Genomic DNA, 17,933 nt, shown 5'->3' with positions numbered 1-17,933 from the left:
CTACTCCTCGAGCTTCATGGCCTTGCGCAGGGTCAGTGAGCCGCCGCTCTGCATGACGGCCCGGCGGTAGATCCGTGCCGAGAAGGACAGCAGGCCGTAAGCTGCCGCCAGTGCCAGCACCAGTGAGGCAAGGGACTGCCACAGCGGCACTTCGGTGCTCAGCATCCGGATGGGCATGGCCACCGAGGAGATCACCGGGACAAAGGACGCGAGCACCAGCAGCTGCCCCTTGGCGAATATCCCCGCGAACAGGGCAGCCATGATCACCGCCATCACGGGGGTGGAGCTGCTGTTCAGGTCCTCGCTGCGGCTGGCCATGGAACCAAGCATGGCCCAGCCGGCAGCGAGGATCAGGAACCCGACCAGGAAGAAGACCAGGAACCAGCCCGAGACCGGGATGATGAAGCCCAGCGTCTCCGCGGTTCCGGTTAGGTTCATCGCCAGCAGGGCCGCCCCGGCGTACAGGGCCAGCTGGATGATGGCCAGCACGGTGTTGCCGGCCACCTTGCCGTAGAGCAGCTGGCGGATGGGGATGGCGGTGGCCAGGATCTCCACCACCCGGTTCTGCTTCTCCTCCAGCACCGAGGTGGCAATCGCCATCCCGAAGATGATGGTGGCCATGTAGAAGAGGAAACTGAACACGAAACCGACGGCGGAAGCCACCGAGGAGTTCTCGGCGTCGCCTTCGAGCAGGGCTTCGTCCAGCTTGCTGCCGGCGGTCAGTTCCTCAGCCGTGGTTCCGGCTGCGGCGGCGTTGGTGCTGATGACGTAGCTGGTCAGGGCATCCGCCACCGGTCCGCGCAGTTCCGCATCGATGTCTTCCCGGCCGGTGAGCGTCCAGGTGCCCTCCTCCCCGCGCAGCAGTGCGGCGTCGGCCTCTTCGTCGCGGACCAGTTGCAGGGCGGCGTCCTCGGAGTCCGCGGTCCGGACCTCGAAGGAGGTGTTCCCGTCATTTTCCTGTCCGACGGCGTCCGCGCCGGTGATGATCTCCGAACCGGCGGAATCAGTGACCGCCACGGTGAAATCGGAAGCGCGGGAGGACATGTAGCCGCTGAACAGGACGCTGCCGACAATCAGCACCATGGTGACCAGGGTGGAAATCAGGTAGGTGCGGTCCCGCATCTTGACCATGACCTCGCGCAGCGTCACCACGGCCCAGGCAGGGGTGGTGCTGCCTTGTTCGGCGGTTTTCTCCGGGTTCTCTGGTTTCTCCGGGGTACGGGTTGCAGTGCTCATGCGGTCACCTCACGGTAAATGTCGCTCAGGGAGGGGCGGATGGGGGTGAATTCGTGCACCGTACCCCGCGCGACGGCGGAGGCGAGGGTGCGCTGGGCGCCGGAGTCGTCGTCGAACTCCACCAGGGCCGTGGGACCGGCGACGTCAATGACCCTCAGCCCGGCCTCTTCCCGCAGCCAGCCGGCGTCGGGGGAAACCGTGATGCGGTGCCGGCGGGGGACCGCGGCGCGCAGCTCGTCGCCGGAGCCCGCGGCCATCAGGCGTCCCTGCTGCAGCACCACCAGGTTGTCGCAAAGCCGGTCCACCAGGTCCAGCTGGTGGCTGGAGAACAGCACCGGCACACCGGCGGCGGTACGTTCGCGCAGCAGTTCCACCATGGAATCCACGGCCACCGGGTCCAGCCCGGAGAAGGGTTCGTCCAGGATCAGCGCGGTTGGCCGGTGCAGCAGGGACGCGGCAATCTGCACGCGCTGCTGGTTGCCCAGGGACAGCGATTCCAGTTTGTCCTTGCTGCGGTCCGCCAGATTGAAGCGTTCCAGCAGGTCCAGGGCTTCACGGCGGGCCGCGGACTGGCTCATCCGGTGCAGCTGGCCCAGGTAGACCAGCTGGTCGATGATGGGCTGCTTGGGGTACAGGCCGCGTTCTTCGGGCATGTACCCGAAGGCTGCCCGCCGCTGGGCGGTCAAGGGGGCGTCGTCCAGCAGCACTTCGCCGGAGGTGGCGGTTAGTACGCCCATGATCATGCGCATGGTGGTGGTTTTCCCGGCACCGTTGGCGCCGACAAAGCCGGTCATCTGGCCGGACGGAATGTCGAACGTAACGTCGTCGACAGCCGTTTTCTCCCCGAAACGCCGGGTGAGGTTGCGGACCTGCAGCATGGCGGCTGCTCCTTTTCCCGGTGTGCCGGGCTCGGTGGTGTTCTGCTGCTTCCGAGTTTAGGCATCCGCCGAGCGGGGCGGATCGCCCGCCAGGGGGAATCCGCGGCGCCTACCCGGCGGCGGGTTTGTCCCCCGCAAGGATGAGCCCGGATTCGTAGGCGAAGACCACGGCCTGCACCCGGTCACGGACCTGGATCTTGGCCAGCAGGTTGGAGACATGGGTTTTGACCGTCGCCTCGGCCACGAACATGCCGGCGGCTATTTCCGCGTTGGACTGCCCGGCCGCCACATTCATCAAAACTTCACGTTCGCGGGCGGTCAGGGTGGCGAGCAGCTTCTGCTGGGCGGCGGTGGCGGCCGACGGCGCGGGCTGCGTTCCCGGGGATGCGGATCCTTCCGGTGCGGTTGCGGGGCCGCCGCCGGGAACAAACTGTTCCTGGGCCTGCCGGGCAAAGCGTTCAATGACGCGCACCGTCATTTCCGGTGCCAGCAGGGCGTGGCCGCCGGCCACTGCGTGCACAGCTGCCACCAGATCATCCGGATCGGCGTTCTTGAGCAGGAAACCGCTGGCTCCGGCCCGCAGGGCGTCGAAGAGATAGTCATCGCGTTCAAAGGTGGTCAGGATGATGACCTTGGCTGTGCCGGCCCGGACGACTTCTTCCGTGGCACGGATCCCGTCCAGCTGGGGCATCTGCACATCCATCAGGATGACGTCCACCGGATGCGCAGCGGCGAAGTCCACCGCATCGCGGCCGTTGGCTACCTGCCCCACCACCTCGATTTCCTCTTCCACGGAGAGCATCATGGCGAAGCCCGCCCGCACCAGCGCCTGATCATCGGCCAGCAGCACCCGGATCGGTTCCATCTCTGTGTCTCTTCCTTTCTGCCCGGGCACGGCCCGGGCAAATGGCAGCACGCTGCCGCCCCCGGCAGCCACGGTAGCGGGCAGCGGCGCGGAGCGGGAGGGAATCCCCGGCGCGGCCCGGGATGTGACGGGACTGTGACTGTTGACGGACTGTGACCGTTGGCGGCGGTTCGCGGCTCGGGCCTCAGCGCACCGGGAAGCGGACCCGGACCCGCCAGCCCCCGGCGGATCGGGGACCGATTTCCGTCTCGCCGCCGTGCAGTGCGGCCCGTTCCCGGATGCCGCGGATGCCGAAACCGGAGCCGGCGGTACTGCTCGAGCGGGGCCGGCCGTCGTCGACGGTCTCCACCTCCACCCAGCTGCCGGTTTCCGCCGTACCGGTGCGCAGGGCGACGACGGCGGACCCGGCCGTGGAGTGCCGGCGCACGTTGGCCAGCGATTCCTGGATGGTTCGGTAAATGGACAGGGCCATGGGCGCGGGGACTGCGTCCAAGTCCCCGGGAGTCTCTTCGGAGCGGTGGTAGGTGACCGACAAGCCCAGCTTTTGGTGCTCGGCCACCAGTGCCGGCAGCTCCGCCAGCCCCGGCTCGGGCGTGCGCCTCGCCCCGCCGTCGGACGCTGCGGGTGGTTCCTCGCCGGCACGGAGCACACCGAGCAGCGAACGCATTTCCGCGACCGCTTCCCGGGACGAGGCCTCGATGGTCTGCAGGGCACCGGCGGTGGCCTCGGGCTTTTTCTCCAGGACCCGCCGCGCGGCACCGGCCTGGACACCGATCACCGCAATGTGGTGGGCGACGACGTCGTGCAGTTCCCGGGCGATGCGCAGGCGTTCGTCCAGCACCGCCTGCCGTGCCAGCTCCGCGGACTGCGCCTCGAGCTGGGCGGACTGCTTCACCAGCAGCTCCCGCCGGTGGGCAGCACGCCAGGCACCCATCCCGAAAATAATGGCCCCGCCGAAGTATGCCGCGTTGATCAGCGAGTTGTAGATGGCCAGGGATGCCAGGGGCGGGAGGACACCGCGGTAGGTCTCGTCGCCCTCCATCAGGCGTTCCAGCATGCCGTCATAGGAGGAGGACACGGTGAAGGAGAGCAACACCCACAAAGCCATCACGGCAATGACCACCGCAGATCCCATCCACAGGATCCGGCGGTCCCGGGACCACGCCACGGCCGTATAGAGGGCGGCGAAGTAAGCGCCCGCGAACGTCAACTGCGTGCTCACCGACGGGACCAGCAGGGACAGGCACAGGAAGCCGGTGCTGCACAGCAGCATGACCATCACGGGGAAGCGGCGCCGAACCATCAGCGGCAGGATGATCAGGGCCAAGGCCAGGTGCTGGAGCCAGATGGGCCGGGTTTCACCCGCTGCCGCGCCGATGCCGCGGCTAACCTCCAGAACCAGTGCCGAAACCAGCAGCAGGACCACGGCGCCGACTACGTCGTTGCGCTGCTGATTGGGCGTGGGCCCGGGACGTTCCCAGTCTTCGCCGGTACGCCAGGGAAGGCGGGCGCGCCAGTGCGGCGCGGGCGGGGTTTCCGCACGCCGGCCGGGGCTGTCGAAGGCCAGGGTGTCAATCATGCTGCCCAGTCTAGGAGCCGGAAAGGGTGCGGGGCTCCGCCGCGGGGATGAGGGACGTGGGAGGGACTGCCGGCCGATCCGGACCGGAACCCGGGCACGGATGCGGCCTTGCTGGCGCGGCCATTCCCCGCGCTTTGTCCGGTTCGCCGCGTTTTGCGTCATTCCCCGCGCCGCGCAGTGCGGGAATTGCCACAAGGTGCGGGGACCGGGAGGAACGCCTGCGGAGGCGCCGTCGTCAGACCGGAACCGCCCCGGTTTGCCCGCCCAAGGCTGTGCTGGAGTGCAAGGAGTGATTTACTGCGTAGGTAGCGGCAACCGGGTACGGACGGCCGGGCATCAGCGTGGATGACAGGACTCAAAGCATGTTTGTTGAAGAAGCACAGGCCATTCTTCCGGAGCTGGTGGCGCTGCGCCGCAGCCTGCACCGCGAACCGGAGACCGGCCTGGACCTGCCGCTCACCCAGCAGAAGATCCTTGCCGCACTGGAGGGCCTGGACCTGGAAATCACCCTGGGGATGAAGTCCACCTCCGTGGTGGCGGTGCTGCGCGGCGCCGAACCCGGACCGGTGGTGCTGCTGCGCGGGGACATGGATGCCCTTCCGGTGGCCGAGCTGACGGACCTGGACTATGCCTCCACCAACGGCAACATGCACGCCTGCGGGCATGATCTGCATGTGGCCGGGCTGGTCGGTGCGGCCCGGCTGCTCAGCGCCCAGCAGGAAGACCTCTCCGGCAGCGTGGTCTTTATGTTCCAGCCGGGGGAGGAGGGCCACGACGGCGCCAGCGCCATGATCGCGGAAGGCGTGCTCGACGCCGCCGGGCAGCGTCCCGTGGCGGCGTACGGCATCCATGTGCGGCCGGGCCCGCTGGGCGTTTTCCGGACCAAGCCAGGCACACTGATGGCCGGCGCCAACGAACTGCGGATTACCGTCAAGGGCTCCGGCGGGCACAGCTCCCAGCCGCAAACCGCCATTGACCCGGTGCCGGCGCTGACCGAGATCGCCACTGCGCTGCAGACCATGACCACCCGCCGGTTCTCCGCCTTCGACCCGGTGGTGCTCACCGTCACCCAGCTTTCCGCCGGCGAGGCCATCAACGTCATCCCCGATACTGCCAGCCTGGGCGCCTCGGTGCGGACCCTGTCCGAGGAATCCCTGGACCGGGTGATTATCGAATCCAAGGCGCTCGCCGAGGGCATCGCCTCCGCGCACGGCTGCACCGCCGAGGTGGACTTCACCATCCGCTATCCCGTCACCACCAACGACGCCGGCCGCACCCGTGAGGCGGTCACCGGGCTGCGGGAAATCTTCGGAGAGGAGCGGGTGCAGGAATCCCGGGACCCGCTCATGGGCTCGGAGGATTTCTCCCTGATCCTGAACGAAGTGCCCGGCACCTTCATCTTCCTGGGCGCCACCCCGCCGTCGCTCAATCCGGTGACCGCCGCCTGGAACCATTCCCCGCGGGTGGTTTTTGATGACTCGGTGCTGGGAGACCAGGCCGCCGCCCTGGCCCAGCTCGCCTACAACCAGCTGACCTAGGACCGGCCGTGAGCAGCAGCGGTGGTGCTAGCCTCGGCGGGATGATGGAAAAACTCCGGGCCGCCGTCGTCCGCCCCGCCCCGCCGACCTCGAAACCCCGGCGCGCCGGCGCCGTCGCGCTGGGTGCGTTCCTGCTGTTCGCCGGAACCTCGCACCTGACCGTCGCCCGGCAGGAATTCCGGGCCCAGGTCCCGGACTGGGTGCCGCTGGACGAGGACGCGGTGGTGCTGCTCTCCGGCGCGGCCGAGCTCAGCCTGGGCGCCGCACTGATCCTGCTGCGCAAACGCCGGGTGCCCGTGGGTCTGGCTGCTGCGCTGTTCTTTGTGGCGATTTTCCCGGGCAACATTTCCCAGTACGCCACCCACACGGACGCGTTCGGGCTGGACTCGGACCGGGCACGGCTGGTGCGGCTGTTCTTCCAGCCGCCGCTGGTGCTCTGGGCACTGTGGTCCACCGGGGCGTGGCAGGCGCTGCGGGCGGGAACCGGCGCTCGGCGCTCCTGACGCAAGGGTGGCCTAGGAGCGCCAGGTTTTTGACCAGATGACCTTCTCCTCAACTTCGATGGTGATCGAGGGCGTTCCCACAGGATCGGTTTCGTTCAAGGGCGAGCGTGCGCCCTGCTCCTTGGCCCGGCGGCGTTTTTCCCGGCGGAACCGGCGCTGGGCACGGCGCTGCTTATCCTGGCGCGCCTCCCGTTCGAACTGTTCCGCTTCCCAGTCCCGGTACCACTGCGGGAGCAGCACGGGGCGGAGGAATTTCGGGAGGAAGAACTGGTGCATCATCGCAATGGCGATGCAAACACACCAGAAGGTGGTGAAGACGGCCTCCGAACCGGGAATTCTGACGCCCATCTCCTGCAATCCGATAAGCAGAAAGCATCCGGTGACCCCCAGCCCGCCCCAGAACAGCACGAACCCCAGGCGGGAATGCTTTGCCGTTGACTGCGCTGTCAAAGCCAGCCACGACGTCCACCGGCCGGTGTATGCCCGCAGCCCCATCACAATCATCACCGGACCGAGGCCCAGGGCCGAGGCGCCGATCAGGATGTACGCATACAGGGGTGAGTCCATAGACCGACACTCTAGGGGGCGGTGCGGTAGACGTGCTGAATTTCCGCGGCGGGTTTCTACACCTCAGGCTTAGTGACCACCATCACGGTCCCTGCGGCATACTGCACGCCGCGCTGGGCCGACTGTAAGTATGGGGGCGGTGCCGACGGCGCATAAATGCACCCCGTTTTGGCCCTTCCGCAGAAAAGAACAGCAGCAATGGTGCAGCACCCATCGGACCACACCCCTTCCATCACACCGCCACCACCGCCCGCACCTCCTGTGCCGGACGAACCAGCGGAGACCAGCGGGACGCGCAAGACCTTGAAGGGTGCCAACGCGGCGAAGCGGTCTCCGGCCGGCGTCCCGGGCGGGCGGAAAGGCAAGCGGATCTGGCTGGCCGCGGCCGGCGTCGTACTGCTGGCCGGTGGCGCTGTGGGCGGGCACTTCCTGACCGATCCGACGCGCAGCGACGAATACGCGGCAAAGGCAGGCGAGTCCGAACAGCGGCAGGCGCGGCTGGAGAAGTCCCAGAGCGACTACAACGCCATGAAAGCGGACTACAACAAGCTCTCCGCGGGCATCTATGACCGGGAGAAGAAGGTGGGGGAGCGGGAAGAAGCGGTCACCGCGGCCGAAGCTGCCGTGAAGGCGCGCGAAACCGCGGTGACCTCCGCCGAAGCCACCAAGGCAGCCAACACCATCACCGACGGCACCTGGACGGTGGGAAAGACCGTCGCGGCGGGCACTTACACCACGACGACGGACGTCGGCTCGAGCTGTTACTGGGGCATCTACCGCAGCGGCTCCAACGGCGACGACATCATCGAAAACGACATTCCCGGCGGCGGACGTCCGTCGGTAACCATCTCGGAGGGCCAGGACTTCAAGTCCAGCCGCTGCGGAAAGTGGGAGAAGCAGTAATGACGGAAAATGCCATGACACAGAACCCGCAGAACCCGACCCCGCCCGTTGCCGATGGCGGCATGGCGGTACCGCCTCCTCCGCCCGGGGCACCGGGGAACGCTGCTCCCGCGGCGCCGTACTTCACGGAGCCGTACCGAACAGCGCCCGACCCCGTGTCTCCGCGGCGCAACTACGCATTGTTCGCTGGTGCGGGACTGGTGGTGGGACTGGGGGCAGGGTTCCTGTTTGCGCAGATCGATTTCTCGTCAGAGCCCGAGCCTTCGATGGCGCTGACCGATGCGGTGAGGGGCTGCGGCTTGACCAACCAGGAAGGCATCGAACTGGGCGACGAGGGCCAGAGCCTCACCATGGACAGCGAAGGCGACGACGATTTCTTAAGCGAAGCCGCGGACGAAGCCCAGATTGACTGTGTGTTGCGGGCCCTGAATATGCCTGACGCAGTGGATAGCCGGATGGACCATACCCGAGCCCTGGACGGCCGGCAGAGTGCCCAGTGGGACGAGTTCGCCGCGTCTTGGAGCTACCACCCGGACAGCGGGATGAACGTGGTCATCGAAATCCTGGAACCCAGCGAAGACTAGCTGCAGCCTGCCGGGTGCCGGACACCATTGTCGGTACTATCGGGCCAGTCATTAGACAAACAAACCACCGAATGGGGAACGTCGTGGAATTGCCTGGAATCCTTTCTGAAGACCGCACCGGCGAAGCTGCCAAGCTTCTGAGCCGGTACTACACGGAAAAGGTGATCACCGGTTCAATCCGCACCGGCGCACGCTTTGATTCGTGGGCAGGCGGCGGCGACGCGCCGGCAGTAGCCAACGCCGTCACCTCCGACGACCTGCTGGCACTGGCCTTCCTGGGCGTGGAGGTTAAGGGCCCGGCTGTAGTGGGGTTGTTGGACACCCATGCTGCGGAGATCACCCGGCTGCTGGAGCAGATTCCCACGGATGTAGATATGGCCGATGTGAAACCGCAGGACTACGAGCGGTTTTACGGTGAGGGCAGTGCCGCCTGGGAACTGTGGAAGGTGATCCGCGGTTCCAAGGGTGCACGGTGGAAAATGGGGTCCACGAAAACCAGCAAGCTGCTGGCCCGAAAGCGGCCCCTGCTGATACCGGTCTGGGATTCGGTGGTCAAGAAAGAGACCCAGCTGAAAGGCTCGCTCACCCAGTGGTCTGAATGGCATGACCTGCTCACCCGGGACGGTGGCTTGGTGGCCGACCGGTTGGACGCAATCCAGCAGCAGGCCAACCTCCCGCACCCCGTCTCCCGGCTCCGCGCCATGGACGTTGTCCTGCGGATGCACGGAACTGACGGAGGGCTTCTGGAGCCGGCAGCCGACGAAGCCGATGATAGTGACGCCGCCTAGCTTCCGGACCGCTGGTTCCTGACCGGATGGCGTTTCCGCTGCCATTCCGGGATTCTCCCGCCAGCTTGGGAAATCCCTGCCGGTACGCAGTGGCAGGAATTTCCCAAACCGGTCGATTTTTCCCAAACCGGCAGGGTTTTCCCAACCGGTGCTCACCTCCCGCACCGGCCCTCCACCCACTTCCCGCATCACGCGTCAACCCCCGCCCCGAAACCGGCGCCAAAGCCCCGCGTTGTTCCGCTATGGGGCCTTTAGGCGCTTAATGTGAGGGTGGTAACGGTAAGTTTGCTTGCTCGTTTTCGCCCCGCCGCCTTCGGGCCGGCGGCGGCTTGGACAAGAAACATACGTACCAAAGTGAAGAGGTCTTGATGTGTGGGAATTCGTGGCGGACAGGTATCCGCAGATCCTGTTCGCCGGATGGCAGCACTTCAGCCTAGTTATTCAATGCCTGGTCCTGGCCACTGTGTTGGCGGTGGTCATCGCTGCACTGGTCTACCGGAACAAGACCCTGACCGGGCTGGCCAACGGCGTTTCCGCCGTCGGGCTGACACTGCCCTCCTTTGCCCTGATCGGCCTGCTGATTGGCCCCGTGGGTTTCGGTGCCACCCCGGCCGTGATCGTGGTGGCGTTCTATGCCACCCTGCCCGTCCTGCGCAACGCCGTGGTGGGGCTGGCCGGTGTGTCGCCCGCCGTCGTCGAATCCGCCCGCGGCATCGGTATGGGCCGGCTGCGTACGCTGCTGCGGATCGAACTGCCGCTCGCCTGGCCGGTCATCCTGGCCGGCGTACGCGTGTCGGCGCAGATGGTGATGGGCATTGCCGCCATTGCCGCATACGCCCTGGGTCCGGGCCTGGGCGGCTTCATTTTCTCCGGCCTGTCCCGGCTCGGCGGCGCCAATTCCCTGGAATCCGTGGTGGTCGGCGTGGTTGGCGTCATTTTGCTGGCCATGATCCTTGACCTGCTCCTGGTCGGCCTGGGCCGGCTCACAACCCCGCGAGGTATCCGTGTCTGAGACAGAATCCCCCCAAGCTAACGACGGCGGTTCCGTCACCGGAGCCAGCATCCTTTTGGAAGACGTCACCAAGCGTTACCCGGGCCAGGAGAAAGCGGCCGTGGACGGGCTCACCCTGGAAATCCCGAAAGGCAGCATCGTGATGTTGGTGGGCCCCTCCGGCTGCGGCAAAACCACCACCTTGAAAATGATCAACCGGCTGATTGAGCCCACCAGCGGACAGATCATCCTGGGCGGCGAGGACGTCACCGGGATGGACGGCGACCAGCTGCGCCGCGGCATCGGCTACGTGATCCAGGCCGGTGGACTGTTCCCGCACATGACCGTGGCCGCGAACATTGCGGTGGTACCCAAAATGCTGAACTGGGACAAGGCCCGGATCAGCGCCCGGGTGGACGAACTGCTGGAACTGGTCTCCCTGGATCCGGCCGCGTACCGGGACCGGTATCCGAAGGAACTCTCCGGCGGGCAGCAGCAGCGCGTGGGCGTGGCCCGGGCGCTGGCCGCAGACCCGCCGGTGCTGCTCATGGATGAACCGTTTGGCGCAGTGGACCCGATCACCCGCCAGCGGCTGCAGGACGAACTGCTGCACATTCAGTCGGAGCTGCACAAAACCATTGTGTGCGTCACCCACGACTTCGATGAAGCTGTGAAGCTGGGGGACTGGATCGCGATCTTCGAGGAGGGCGCGCACCTGGTGCAGTACGACTCCCCGGAACGGATCCTGGCCAACCCGGCCAACGAGTTCGTGGAAAACTTCATCGGCTCCGGCGCGGGCCTGAAGCAGCTCACCCTGACCCGGGTCAACGAAGTGGACCTGGCCATGCCGGTCACCGCGAACGCCGGGGACCTGGCCAGCGACACCCTTTCCCGGCTGCAGGGCGAAGGCCAGCAGAACGTCGTGGTCCTGGACGGGCGCGGCCGCCCGGTGCAGTGGTTGTCCCGCCGCCAGCTCAGCCGGCTGGACCGGCACACGGACACTCCGGACCTGAAGCTTCCAGTGATCGGCGACCAGGCCACCCTCAACGACGCCCTGGACACCATGCTGGTTTCCAGCACGGGCGCGGCGCTGGTGACCGGGCCGAGGGACCGTTTCCTGGGCCTGGTCACCGTGCAGACGGTCATGGAAGCCATTACCGCCGCGAACGAAGCCGCGCAGCTGGGCTCCTCCGGGGCGCCAGTGGGGATCAACAGCGGCCTCATTGCACGGAACGGCGCGGACGGTTCCGGCACTACGGCCGACGACGCCGGTGCCGCCGCCGGGCGGGGGTCCCGGTGAGCGCGGCCCAGCCGGCGGTCCCGCTGACGGCCCGGACCCATGCCGACACGCAGACCGGCACGGGTCCACAGTCCTGGCGGCCACTGCTGCTGCAGCTGGCAGGCATTGCGGTGGCCTTGGGGCTTCTCATGCTCTGGCTGACCACCGTGGAGCTGAGCGCCACCGAGCGGGCCACCCTGGCACCGGAAGCCCTCTGGGCGTACACCGTGCAGCACCTGCTGCTCACGGGAGTCGCCGCCGTGATTGTGCTGGTGGTGGCCATTCCGCTGGGCATCCTGCTCACGCGCGGTCCGCTGCGCCGCCTGACCGGGCCGGTGATAGCGGTGGCCAACATCGGCCAGGCCGCCCCGGCCATCGGGCTGCTGGTGCTGCTGGCCTTCTGGCTGGGCTTCGGGTTCTGGGCGGCCATTACCGCGCTGGTGGTGTATGCCCTGCTGCCGGTCATGCGCAACACCATGGTGGGGCTGCAGCAGGTGGATCCGCGCATAGTGGAGGCCGGCCGCGGGGTGGGCATGAGTTCCGCCGGGGTGCTGTTCCGCCTGGAACTGCCGCTCGCCGTGCCGGTGATGCTCTCCGGCGTGCGCACCGCCCTGGTGCTGCTGGTGGGTACCGCCACCCTGGCCACGTTCGTCAACGGCGGGGGGCTGGGCATCCTCATTACCACCGGGGTGAACCTGAACCTGGACAAGGTGCTGGTGGCGGGGGCGCTGCTCGTGGCGTTGCTGGCACTGGTGGTCGACTGGATCGGGCGGCTGGTGGAACACGTCGCCCGGCCGAAAGGACTGTGATGGTTCGGCCGAACAATCCCGCCCGCCCAAACCCTGCCCGCCGCCCGTACCTGCGCCGGGCTGCCGGTGCCGCCGCAGCGGGTGCCGCCGCCGTCGGGCTCCTGCTTTCCGGCTGCGGCCTGCAACCGGCTGATTCCTACGTGCCGGACGCCGATCCCGGCCTGATCCAGCCAATCGAGGGCCTGCCGGATCCTGCCCCGCTCACGGTCACCGGCAAGAACTTCACCGAACAGCTGATCCTGGGCAAGATCTCGGTGCTGGCCACCAAGGTTGCCGGGTTCGACGTCACCGACCTGACCAACATTCCCGGCAGCCAGCCGGCCCGCGAACTGATGGTTTCCGGCCAGGCGGACATGACCTGGGAGTACACCGGCACCGGCTGGATTGCCTACCTGGGGCAGACGGAAGGCATAGCGGATAAGCAGGAGATGTGGCAGGCGGTGCATGACGCGGACCTGGCCAACGGGCTGACCTGGGGCGACCCGGCGCCAATGAACAACACGTATGCCTTCGCCATCCGCAGCGAAGCCGCCGAGGAGCTGGGAGTGGACAGCATCTCCGACATTGCCTCCCTGCCTGTGGAGGAGCGAACCTTCTGCCTGGAATCCGAATTCAACTCCCGCCCGGACGGCATGAACCCGATGCTGGAGAAATACGGCATTCCGCGCGGCTCCCCGGACGGGGTGCCGGACGAGAACATCGGCATCTATGACACCGGTGCCGTGTATTCGGCCACCGACGCCGGGGAATGCAACTTCGGCGAGGTGTTCGCCACGGACGGGCGCATCGATTCGCTGGGGCTGACGGTGCTCGAGGATGACCTCGCTTATTTCCCGGCCTACAACGGTGCTCCGGTCTTCAACACCAAGGCGCTGGAGGAATATCCGGAGCTGGTGGACGTGTTTGCGCTGATCACCCCGCTGCTGACCGATGAGGAGCTGCGGAAAATGAACCTGGAGGTGGACGTCAACGGCCAGGAACCGGCCGAGGTGGCGTACGACTGGATGATATCCAAGGGGCTGATTACCGCTCCGGAATGAGGTGGCTCCGTGGATCTACCGGCAATCCTTGGGCAAAGGAACGTGCAGCAGGCGGCCGGGCTGCTGCGCAGCTATTACACGCGGAAACTGACCTCCGGGCACGTCCGCACCGGCGCGTTCTTCGACACGTGGGCCGGCGGGGGAGACGCGCCCGACGCCGTGAACCGGCTGACGGCCGATGACCTGGTGGCGGTCACCCTGCTGGGCGAGGACATCAAGGGCCCGGCCGCCCTGGGTTTGCTGGGCACCTACGCCGCTCCGGTTGCGGAGCTGCTGGAACAGATCCCGGCGGATCTGGACATGGCGGATGTTCCGCCGCAGGACTACATCCGGGTGTACGGCCGGAACAGCGCCGCCTGGCGGCTGTGGGATGTGGTCCGCGGTTATGCGGGCGGACAGTGGCGGATGGGGGCGGCGAAAACCAGCAAGCTCCTGGCCCGGAAGCGGCCGCGGCTGATTCCCATCTGGGATCCGGTGCTGGCCCGGACAGCGGACCTGGACACTTCGCTGACCTACTGGGAAGAGTGGCACCGGCTCCTCACGGCCGACGACGGCGCCCTGGTCCGGCGGCTCGGTTCCGTCCAGGACGCGGCGGACCTGCCGGTGCGGATCTCCGCGCTGCGGGCCATGGACGTCATTCTCTGGATGGATGCCAAGCAGCGCAGCTACCGCAGCTAGCTCGCGTAGGTAAACACCGTCACCCCGCCGGAGGCGAAGTTGGGGATGTCGGCGTTGGCCAGCTGGCCCTCGGCGGTGGTCATGGCCTCCTGCATGGCCGGCTCGTCGTCGAAATCCGCCTCGAACAGCGCGAAGAACGGAGCCTGCCCCTCCGGGGAGCTGAGCCGCTGGGACTGCCGGAAAGCACGGATACCCGGAATGTTCCGCACCAGCGGCAGATGCACGTCCCGGTAGTGCCGGCGGAACGCGTCATGGTCCAGGGGATGGCCGTAGAGGACAACAAGGGTGTGCATGCCGGGCAGGGTAGCGCGAACGACGGCGGCGGGCACGAGTGGTTCCGGCCCGCGGCCGCAGGGGCTAGGGTCCTGTCTATGTCGCTTACCACCAGCCCCGCTTCCGCCGTCCCGACGCCGGACCTTCCGGCCACCATGCGCGTCTCGGTCCTGCGCGTCCCCGCCGCCGGTGCCGCCCGCCCCGGTGCCGACGACCCGGCCGCAGTTCCCGGCACCGAGCACCCCAACACGCTCACCGTCGAGGAACGTCCTGTCCCGCAGCCGGGCGCGGGCGAGGTGCTGGTCCGGGTGGCCGCCGTCGGCGTCTGCGGCAGCGACGTGCACTATTACCGGCACGGACGGATCGGCAGTTTTGTGGTGGAGGATTCGCTGGTGCTCGGGCACGAGGCCTCCGGTACCGTCGCCGCCGTCGGGCCCGGCGTGGATCCGGAGCGGATCGGGCAGCGGGTGTCCATTGAGCCGCAGAAACCGTGCCGGAAGTGCCACCAGTGCAAGCAGGGCCGCTACAACCTCTGCCCGGACATGGCGTTCTATGCCACTCCGCCGGTGGACGGCGCCTTCGCCGAATACGTGGTGATCGAGGCGGACTTCGCCCATCCCGTCCCGGACTCCGTCTCGGACGAGGCCGCCGCCCTGCTGGAACCGCTGTCCGTGGGGATCTGGGCCTGCCAAAAGGCGGGCATCGGCCCGGGCCAGCGCCTGCTGGTGGCCGGGGCCGGTCCGGTGGGCGTCATCATTGCGCAGGTGGCGCGGGCCTTCGGGGCCAGCGCCGTCTACGTCAGCGACATTTCCCGGGAACGGCTGGACTTCGCCGCCGGGCACGGCGCCACGCACACCCTGCACGCCTCGCAGCCGGTGGACGGGCTGGGCGTGGACGCGTTTATCGACGCGTCCGGTGCTCCCTCCGCTGTGCGCGCCGGCATCCGGGCGGTAGCGCCGGGCGGCCGGGCGGTGCTGGTGGGCATGGGCGCCGACGACGCCGAGCTGCCGGTGAGCGTGATCCAGAACCGCGAGCTCTGGGTTACCGGAGTCTTCCGCTACGCGAACACCTGGCCCACGGCCATAAGCCTCGCCGCCGAAGGCAGGGTGGACCTGGATGCGCTGGTGACGGATCTGTTCGGCCTTGGGCAGGTGGCGGAGGCGCTCGACGCCGGACGCCGGCCCGAGACGCTCAAGGCACTGGTCCAGCCGTGGCGCTGACGCCGCGGCGGACCTGCTTTTCAGGCCAACCCGCCGCACCGCGCACGAGTCCTTTCGCCTCAAGTTACTGAGCGGTAATATAGCGGCCATGCACCTGATTCTGCGCACACTGCTGATCCTCTTCCGCGCCCGCCGCCGCTCCAAGCTCGGCTTCTTCGACAACTCTTCGGTGCCCATGCGGGTGCTGCCCACGGACATCGACGTTGCCATGCACCTGAACAACGGCATGTACCTGTCCCTGATGGACCTGGGCCGGTTTGACCTGCTGGTGCGCAGCGGCATGTGGGACATCATGAAGAAGAACAAGTGGAGCCCGGTGGTGAACAACGAGACCATCAGCTTCCGCAAGTCCCTGCAGCTGAACCAGCAGTACAGCATTGAAACCAAGATCATCGGTTTTGATGACCGGGCCATCTACCTGGAGCAGCGGATGGTGGCCGACGGCGAGATTTACGCCAGCGCGGTGATTGGCGCCCGCTTCCTCTCCGCCAAGGGGCCGCTGAGCAACGAGGAGATCTTCAAGAAGGTGGGCGCCGTCCCGCCGTCGGACCTGGTCCTGCCCGAGTGGATCAGCGAATGGCGGGCCAGCGTGGCCCTGCCCAGCACCCGCCGTCCCGCCCCGCACATCTGGTAGAACGCCGGCGCGGCCCAGCCGCCGGCAAAACCGTTGACAGCCCCGCACCCCGGGCAGAACCTTGAAGCAGCAGGGGAGAACAGGGGTGTCCGGTGAAACTGACAGTTAATGCCTTCCTGACGCTCGACGGCGTGATGCAGGGTCCGGGCAGTGCCGACGAGGACACATCCGGCGGGTTTGCCGGCGGCGGCTGGATGATCAACCATATGGACCCCGCGGTGGCCCGCATTGCCACGGAGTGGTTCCACTTCGGGGACGCGCTGCTGCTGGGGCGGACCACCTACGAGCTGCTCTGGCCCTATTGGCAGGACGCCCTCGACCCGCTGGACCTGGTGGCCGACCACATCAACCGCATGCCCAAGTACTTGGTTTCGGCAACCCTCACGGACCCGGGCTGGAACAACACCCGGCTCATCCGCGGCGACGTGCTGGCGGGCGTGCAGGAGATCAAGGCCCACGGCACGGGCGAGGTCCAGGTGCACGGCAGCTACCAGCTGGCCCGGTCCCTGTACGACGCCGGGCTGGTGGACGGCTACCGGCTGCTGATCCTGCCGGTCACGGTGGGGGAGGGGAAGCGGCTGTTCAACAGCGCGGCCGATCTTGGTGACTATGTCCTGACCCGCAAGGAAACCACGGACTCGGGTGCGCTGGCGGTGACCCTGGTCCACCGGGCAGCGGAGTCCTCCTGACGAGAACCCTTTTCCGCCATGCGATAAACTCCCCGCAGATCGTCGGAAGGGTCAACAATGGCTGAACGTGCCGCCGGGGCCGGCGTGCAGTCGGTGGAGCGCGTTTTCGAACTGTTGGAGCGGATTGCCGATGCGGGCGGGTCCGTGTCGCTGAGTGAACTCGCCGGGTCCGTCGGGCTGCCCCTGCCCACCATCCACCGGCTGCTGCGCACCCTGGTGGGCCTGGGCTATGCGCGGCAGCTGCCCAACCGGCGCTACGCGCTGGGCCCGAAGCTGATCCGGCTGGGGGAGGGCGCCAACCAGCAGCTCGGCGCGCTGGCCATGCCGCAGCTGAAGCAGCTGGTGGACGCGCTGGGGGAGACCGCCAATATGGCGGTGCTCGACGCCGACATGGTGGTTTACGTGGCCCAGGTCCCCTCCCCGCACGCTATGCGGATGTTCACGGAAGTGGGCCGCCGCGTGCATACCCATAACACCGGCGTTGGCAAGGCCATCCTGGCCCAGCTGCCCGAGGAGAAGGTCCGCAGTTTGGTGGCCCGGGCCGGGATGCCGACCCCCACCGGGCACAGTATGGGCAGTGCGGAGTCACTGCTGGCGGACCTGGACCGGATCCGGGAGCGCGGGTACTCGGTGGATGAGCAGGAACAGGAGCTGGGGGTGCGCTGCTTCGCCATGGCGGTGCCCGATGCCCCCACGCCGGCCGCCGTCTCAGTCTCCGGACCGGTGTCCCGCGTGGATGCGGCCTTTGCGGAGCGGGCGGTGCCGGCGCTGCAGAGTGCGGTGGAGCAGATTTCCGCCGAGCTGAACCGCGCGGGGGGCTCGCGGCCCGCACCCCCCCCCCCCAACCCGGGGCTGCAACGGGGAAGGGCCGGTACCGCA

Annotated in this window: 19 protein-coding genes and 1 pseudogene; 14 read left to right on the top strand and 6 right to left on the bottom strand. The window is 67.5% G+C overall.

From position 1 onward, the window contains the following. The 4 genes from LJ754_RS03935 to LJ754_RS03920 form a co-directional block, all read right to left on the bottom strand. The gene (locus LJ754_RS03935) at positions 1 to 1,236 is read right to left on the bottom strand and encodes an ABC transporter permease (protein WP_227925572.1); all 1,236 of its coding nucleotides are present in this window, start codon (positions 1,234 to 1,236) and stop codon (positions 1 to 3) included. Further along, positions 1,233 to 2,114, bottom strand: coding sequence for an ABC transporter ATP-binding protein (locus tag LJ754_RS03930; protein WP_227925571.1), 882 nt, complete (start codon positions 2,112 to 2,114; stop codon positions 1,233 to 1,235). Before LJ754_RS03930 ends, LJ754_RS03935 begins: the two co-directional genes overlap by 4 nt. A 109-nt stretch (positions 2,115 to 2,223) precedes the next feature. Beyond that, the gene (locus LJ754_RS03925) at positions 2,224 to 2,979 is read right to left on the bottom strand and encodes a response regulator transcription factor (RefSeq protein ID WP_227925569.1); all 756 of its coding nucleotides are present in this window, start codon (positions 2,977 to 2,979) and stop codon (positions 2,224 to 2,226) included. 184 nt (positions 2,980 to 3,163) lie between these two features. Continuing rightward, positions 3,164 to 4,558 (bottom strand): sensor histidine kinase, encoded by a 1,395-nt coding sequence (locus LJ754_RS03920; RefSeq protein ID WP_227925567.1) that lies wholly within the window; start codon positions 4,556 to 4,558, stop codon positions 3,164 to 3,166. Between the two features lie 362 nt (positions 4,559 to 4,920). Here LJ754_RS03920 and LJ754_RS03915 point away from each other — a divergent pair, with 362 nt between their 5' ends. Both LJ754_RS03915 and LJ754_RS03910 read left to right on the top strand, forming a co-directional pair. Further along, positions 4,921 to 6,096, top strand: a complete 1,176-nt coding sequence (locus LJ754_RS03915; protein ID WP_227925566.1) for a M20 metallopeptidase family protein — start codon at positions 4,921 to 4,923, stop codon at positions 6,094 to 6,096. A 41-nt stretch (positions 6,097 to 6,137) separates the two neighbouring features. Continuing rightward, positions 6,138 to 6,599 carry a DoxX family protein gene (locus LJ754_RS03910; RefSeq protein ID WP_227925564.1) on the top strand — a complete coding sequence of 154 codons (462 nt, stop codon included), beginning with the start codon at positions 6,138 to 6,140 and terminating at the stop codon, positions 6,597 to 6,599. Positions 6,600 to 6,611: 12 nt separating this feature from the next. On the opposite strand, the gene LJ754_RS03905 is transcribed toward LJ754_RS03910, so the two are convergent. Continuing rightward, entirely contained in the window at positions 6,612 to 7,166 is a 555-nt protein-coding gene (locus LJ754_RS03905; protein ID WP_227925563.1) for a hypothetical protein, read from the bottom strand. A gap of 198 nt (positions 7,167 to 7,364) precedes the next feature. On the opposite strand from LJ754_RS03905, the gene LJ754_RS03900 reads away from it, so the two are divergent. From LJ754_RS03900 to LJ754_RS03865, 8 genes are all read left to right on the top strand, one after another. Then, on the top strand, positions 7,365 to 8,069 hold the full coding sequence (locus LJ754_RS03900; RefSeq protein WP_227925562.1) for a hypothetical protein: 705 nt from the start codon (positions 7,365 to 7,367) through the stop codon (positions 8,067 to 8,069). 14 nt (positions 8,070 to 8,083) lie between these two features. After that, positions 8,084 to 8,653: a hypothetical protein gene (locus LJ754_RS03895; protein ID WP_227925560.1), complete on the top strand. Its 570-nt coding sequence runs from the start codon at positions 8,084 to 8,086 to the stop codon at positions 8,651 to 8,653. Between the two features lie 71 nt (positions 8,654 to 8,724). After that, complete coding sequence (locus tag LJ754_RS03890) at positions 8,725 to 9,441, top strand: DUF6308 family protein (RefSeq protein WP_227925558.1); 717 nt, start codon at positions 8,725 to 8,727, stop codon at positions 9,439 to 9,441. A 370-nt stretch (positions 9,442 to 9,811) separates the two neighbouring features. Further along, a complete protein-coding gene (locus tag LJ754_RS03885; protein ID WP_227911829.1) occupies positions 9,812 to 10,453 on the top strand; it encodes an ABC transporter permease in 642 nt (213 codons plus the stop codon). After that, entirely contained in the window at positions 10,446 to 11,732 is a 1,287-nt protein-coding gene (locus LJ754_RS03880) for an ABC transporter ATP-binding protein (RefSeq protein ID WP_227925557.1), read from the top strand. Before LJ754_RS03885 ends, LJ754_RS03880 begins: the two co-directional genes overlap by 8 nt. A 23-nt stretch (positions 11,733 to 11,755) precedes the next feature. After that, complete coding sequence (locus LJ754_RS03875; protein WP_442860307.1) at positions 11,756 to 12,520, top strand: ABC transporter permease; 765 nt, start codon at positions 11,756 to 11,758, stop codon at positions 12,518 to 12,520. Then, complete coding sequence (locus LJ754_RS03870; RefSeq protein ID WP_227925555.1) at positions 12,520 to 13,560, top strand: glycine betaine ABC transporter substrate-binding protein; 1,041 nt, start codon at positions 12,520 to 12,522, stop codon at positions 13,558 to 13,560. The genes LJ754_RS03875 and LJ754_RS03870 overlap by 1 nt, the downstream gene beginning before the upstream one ends. 9 nt (positions 13,561 to 13,569) lie before the next feature. After that, positions 13,570 to 14,238, top strand: coding sequence for a DUF6308 family protein (locus tag LJ754_RS03865; protein ID WP_227925552.1), 669 nt, complete (start codon positions 13,570 to 13,572; stop codon positions 14,236 to 14,238). Here the strand turns inward: LJ754_RS03865 and LJ754_RS03860 are convergent. After that, complete coding sequence (locus LJ754_RS03860; protein WP_227911824.1) at positions 14,235 to 14,531, bottom strand: EthD family reductase; 297 nt, start codon at positions 14,529 to 14,531, stop codon at positions 14,235 to 14,237. The two genes, LJ754_RS03865 and LJ754_RS03860, sit on opposite strands and share 4 nt — an antisense overlap. Positions 14,532 to 14,609: 78 nt before the next feature. Here LJ754_RS03860 and LJ754_RS03855 point away from each other — a divergent pair, with 78 nt between their 5' ends. From LJ754_RS03855 to LJ754_RS03840, 4 genes and pseudogenes are all read left to right on the top strand, one after another. Further along, entirely contained in the window at positions 14,610 to 15,731 is a 1,122-nt protein-coding gene (locus LJ754_RS03855; RefSeq protein ID WP_227925551.1) for an NAD(P)-dependent alcohol dehydrogenase, read from the top strand. 88 nt (positions 15,732 to 15,819) lie between these two features. After that, on the top strand, positions 15,820 to 16,365 hold the full coding sequence (locus LJ754_RS03850) for a thioesterase family protein (protein WP_227911822.1): 546 nt from the start codon (positions 15,820 to 15,822) through the stop codon (positions 16,363 to 16,365). A 92-nt stretch (positions 16,366 to 16,457) separates the two neighbouring features. After that, positions 16,458 to 17,054 (top strand): dihydrofolate reductase family protein, encoded by a 597-nt coding sequence (locus LJ754_RS03845; RefSeq protein WP_227925549.1) that lies wholly within the window; start codon positions 16,458 to 16,460, stop codon positions 17,052 to 17,054. Positions 17,055 to 17,111: 57 nt separating this feature from the next. Further along, positions 17,112 to 17,864 (top strand): annotated as a pseudogene (locus LJ754_RS03840) (IclR family transcriptional regulator); the annotation flags it as partial. Between the last annotated feature and the right edge of the window lie 69 nt (positions 17,865 to 17,933).

This window comes from Arthrobacter sp. zg-Y40 (assembly GCF_020731535.1).
GTDB lineage: Bacteria > Actinomycetota > Actinomycetes > Actinomycetales > Micrococcaceae > Arthrobacter_B.
The sequence above is the reverse complement of the archived record's forward strand: the minus strand, read 5'-3'. Positions and strand labels throughout refer to the sequence as shown.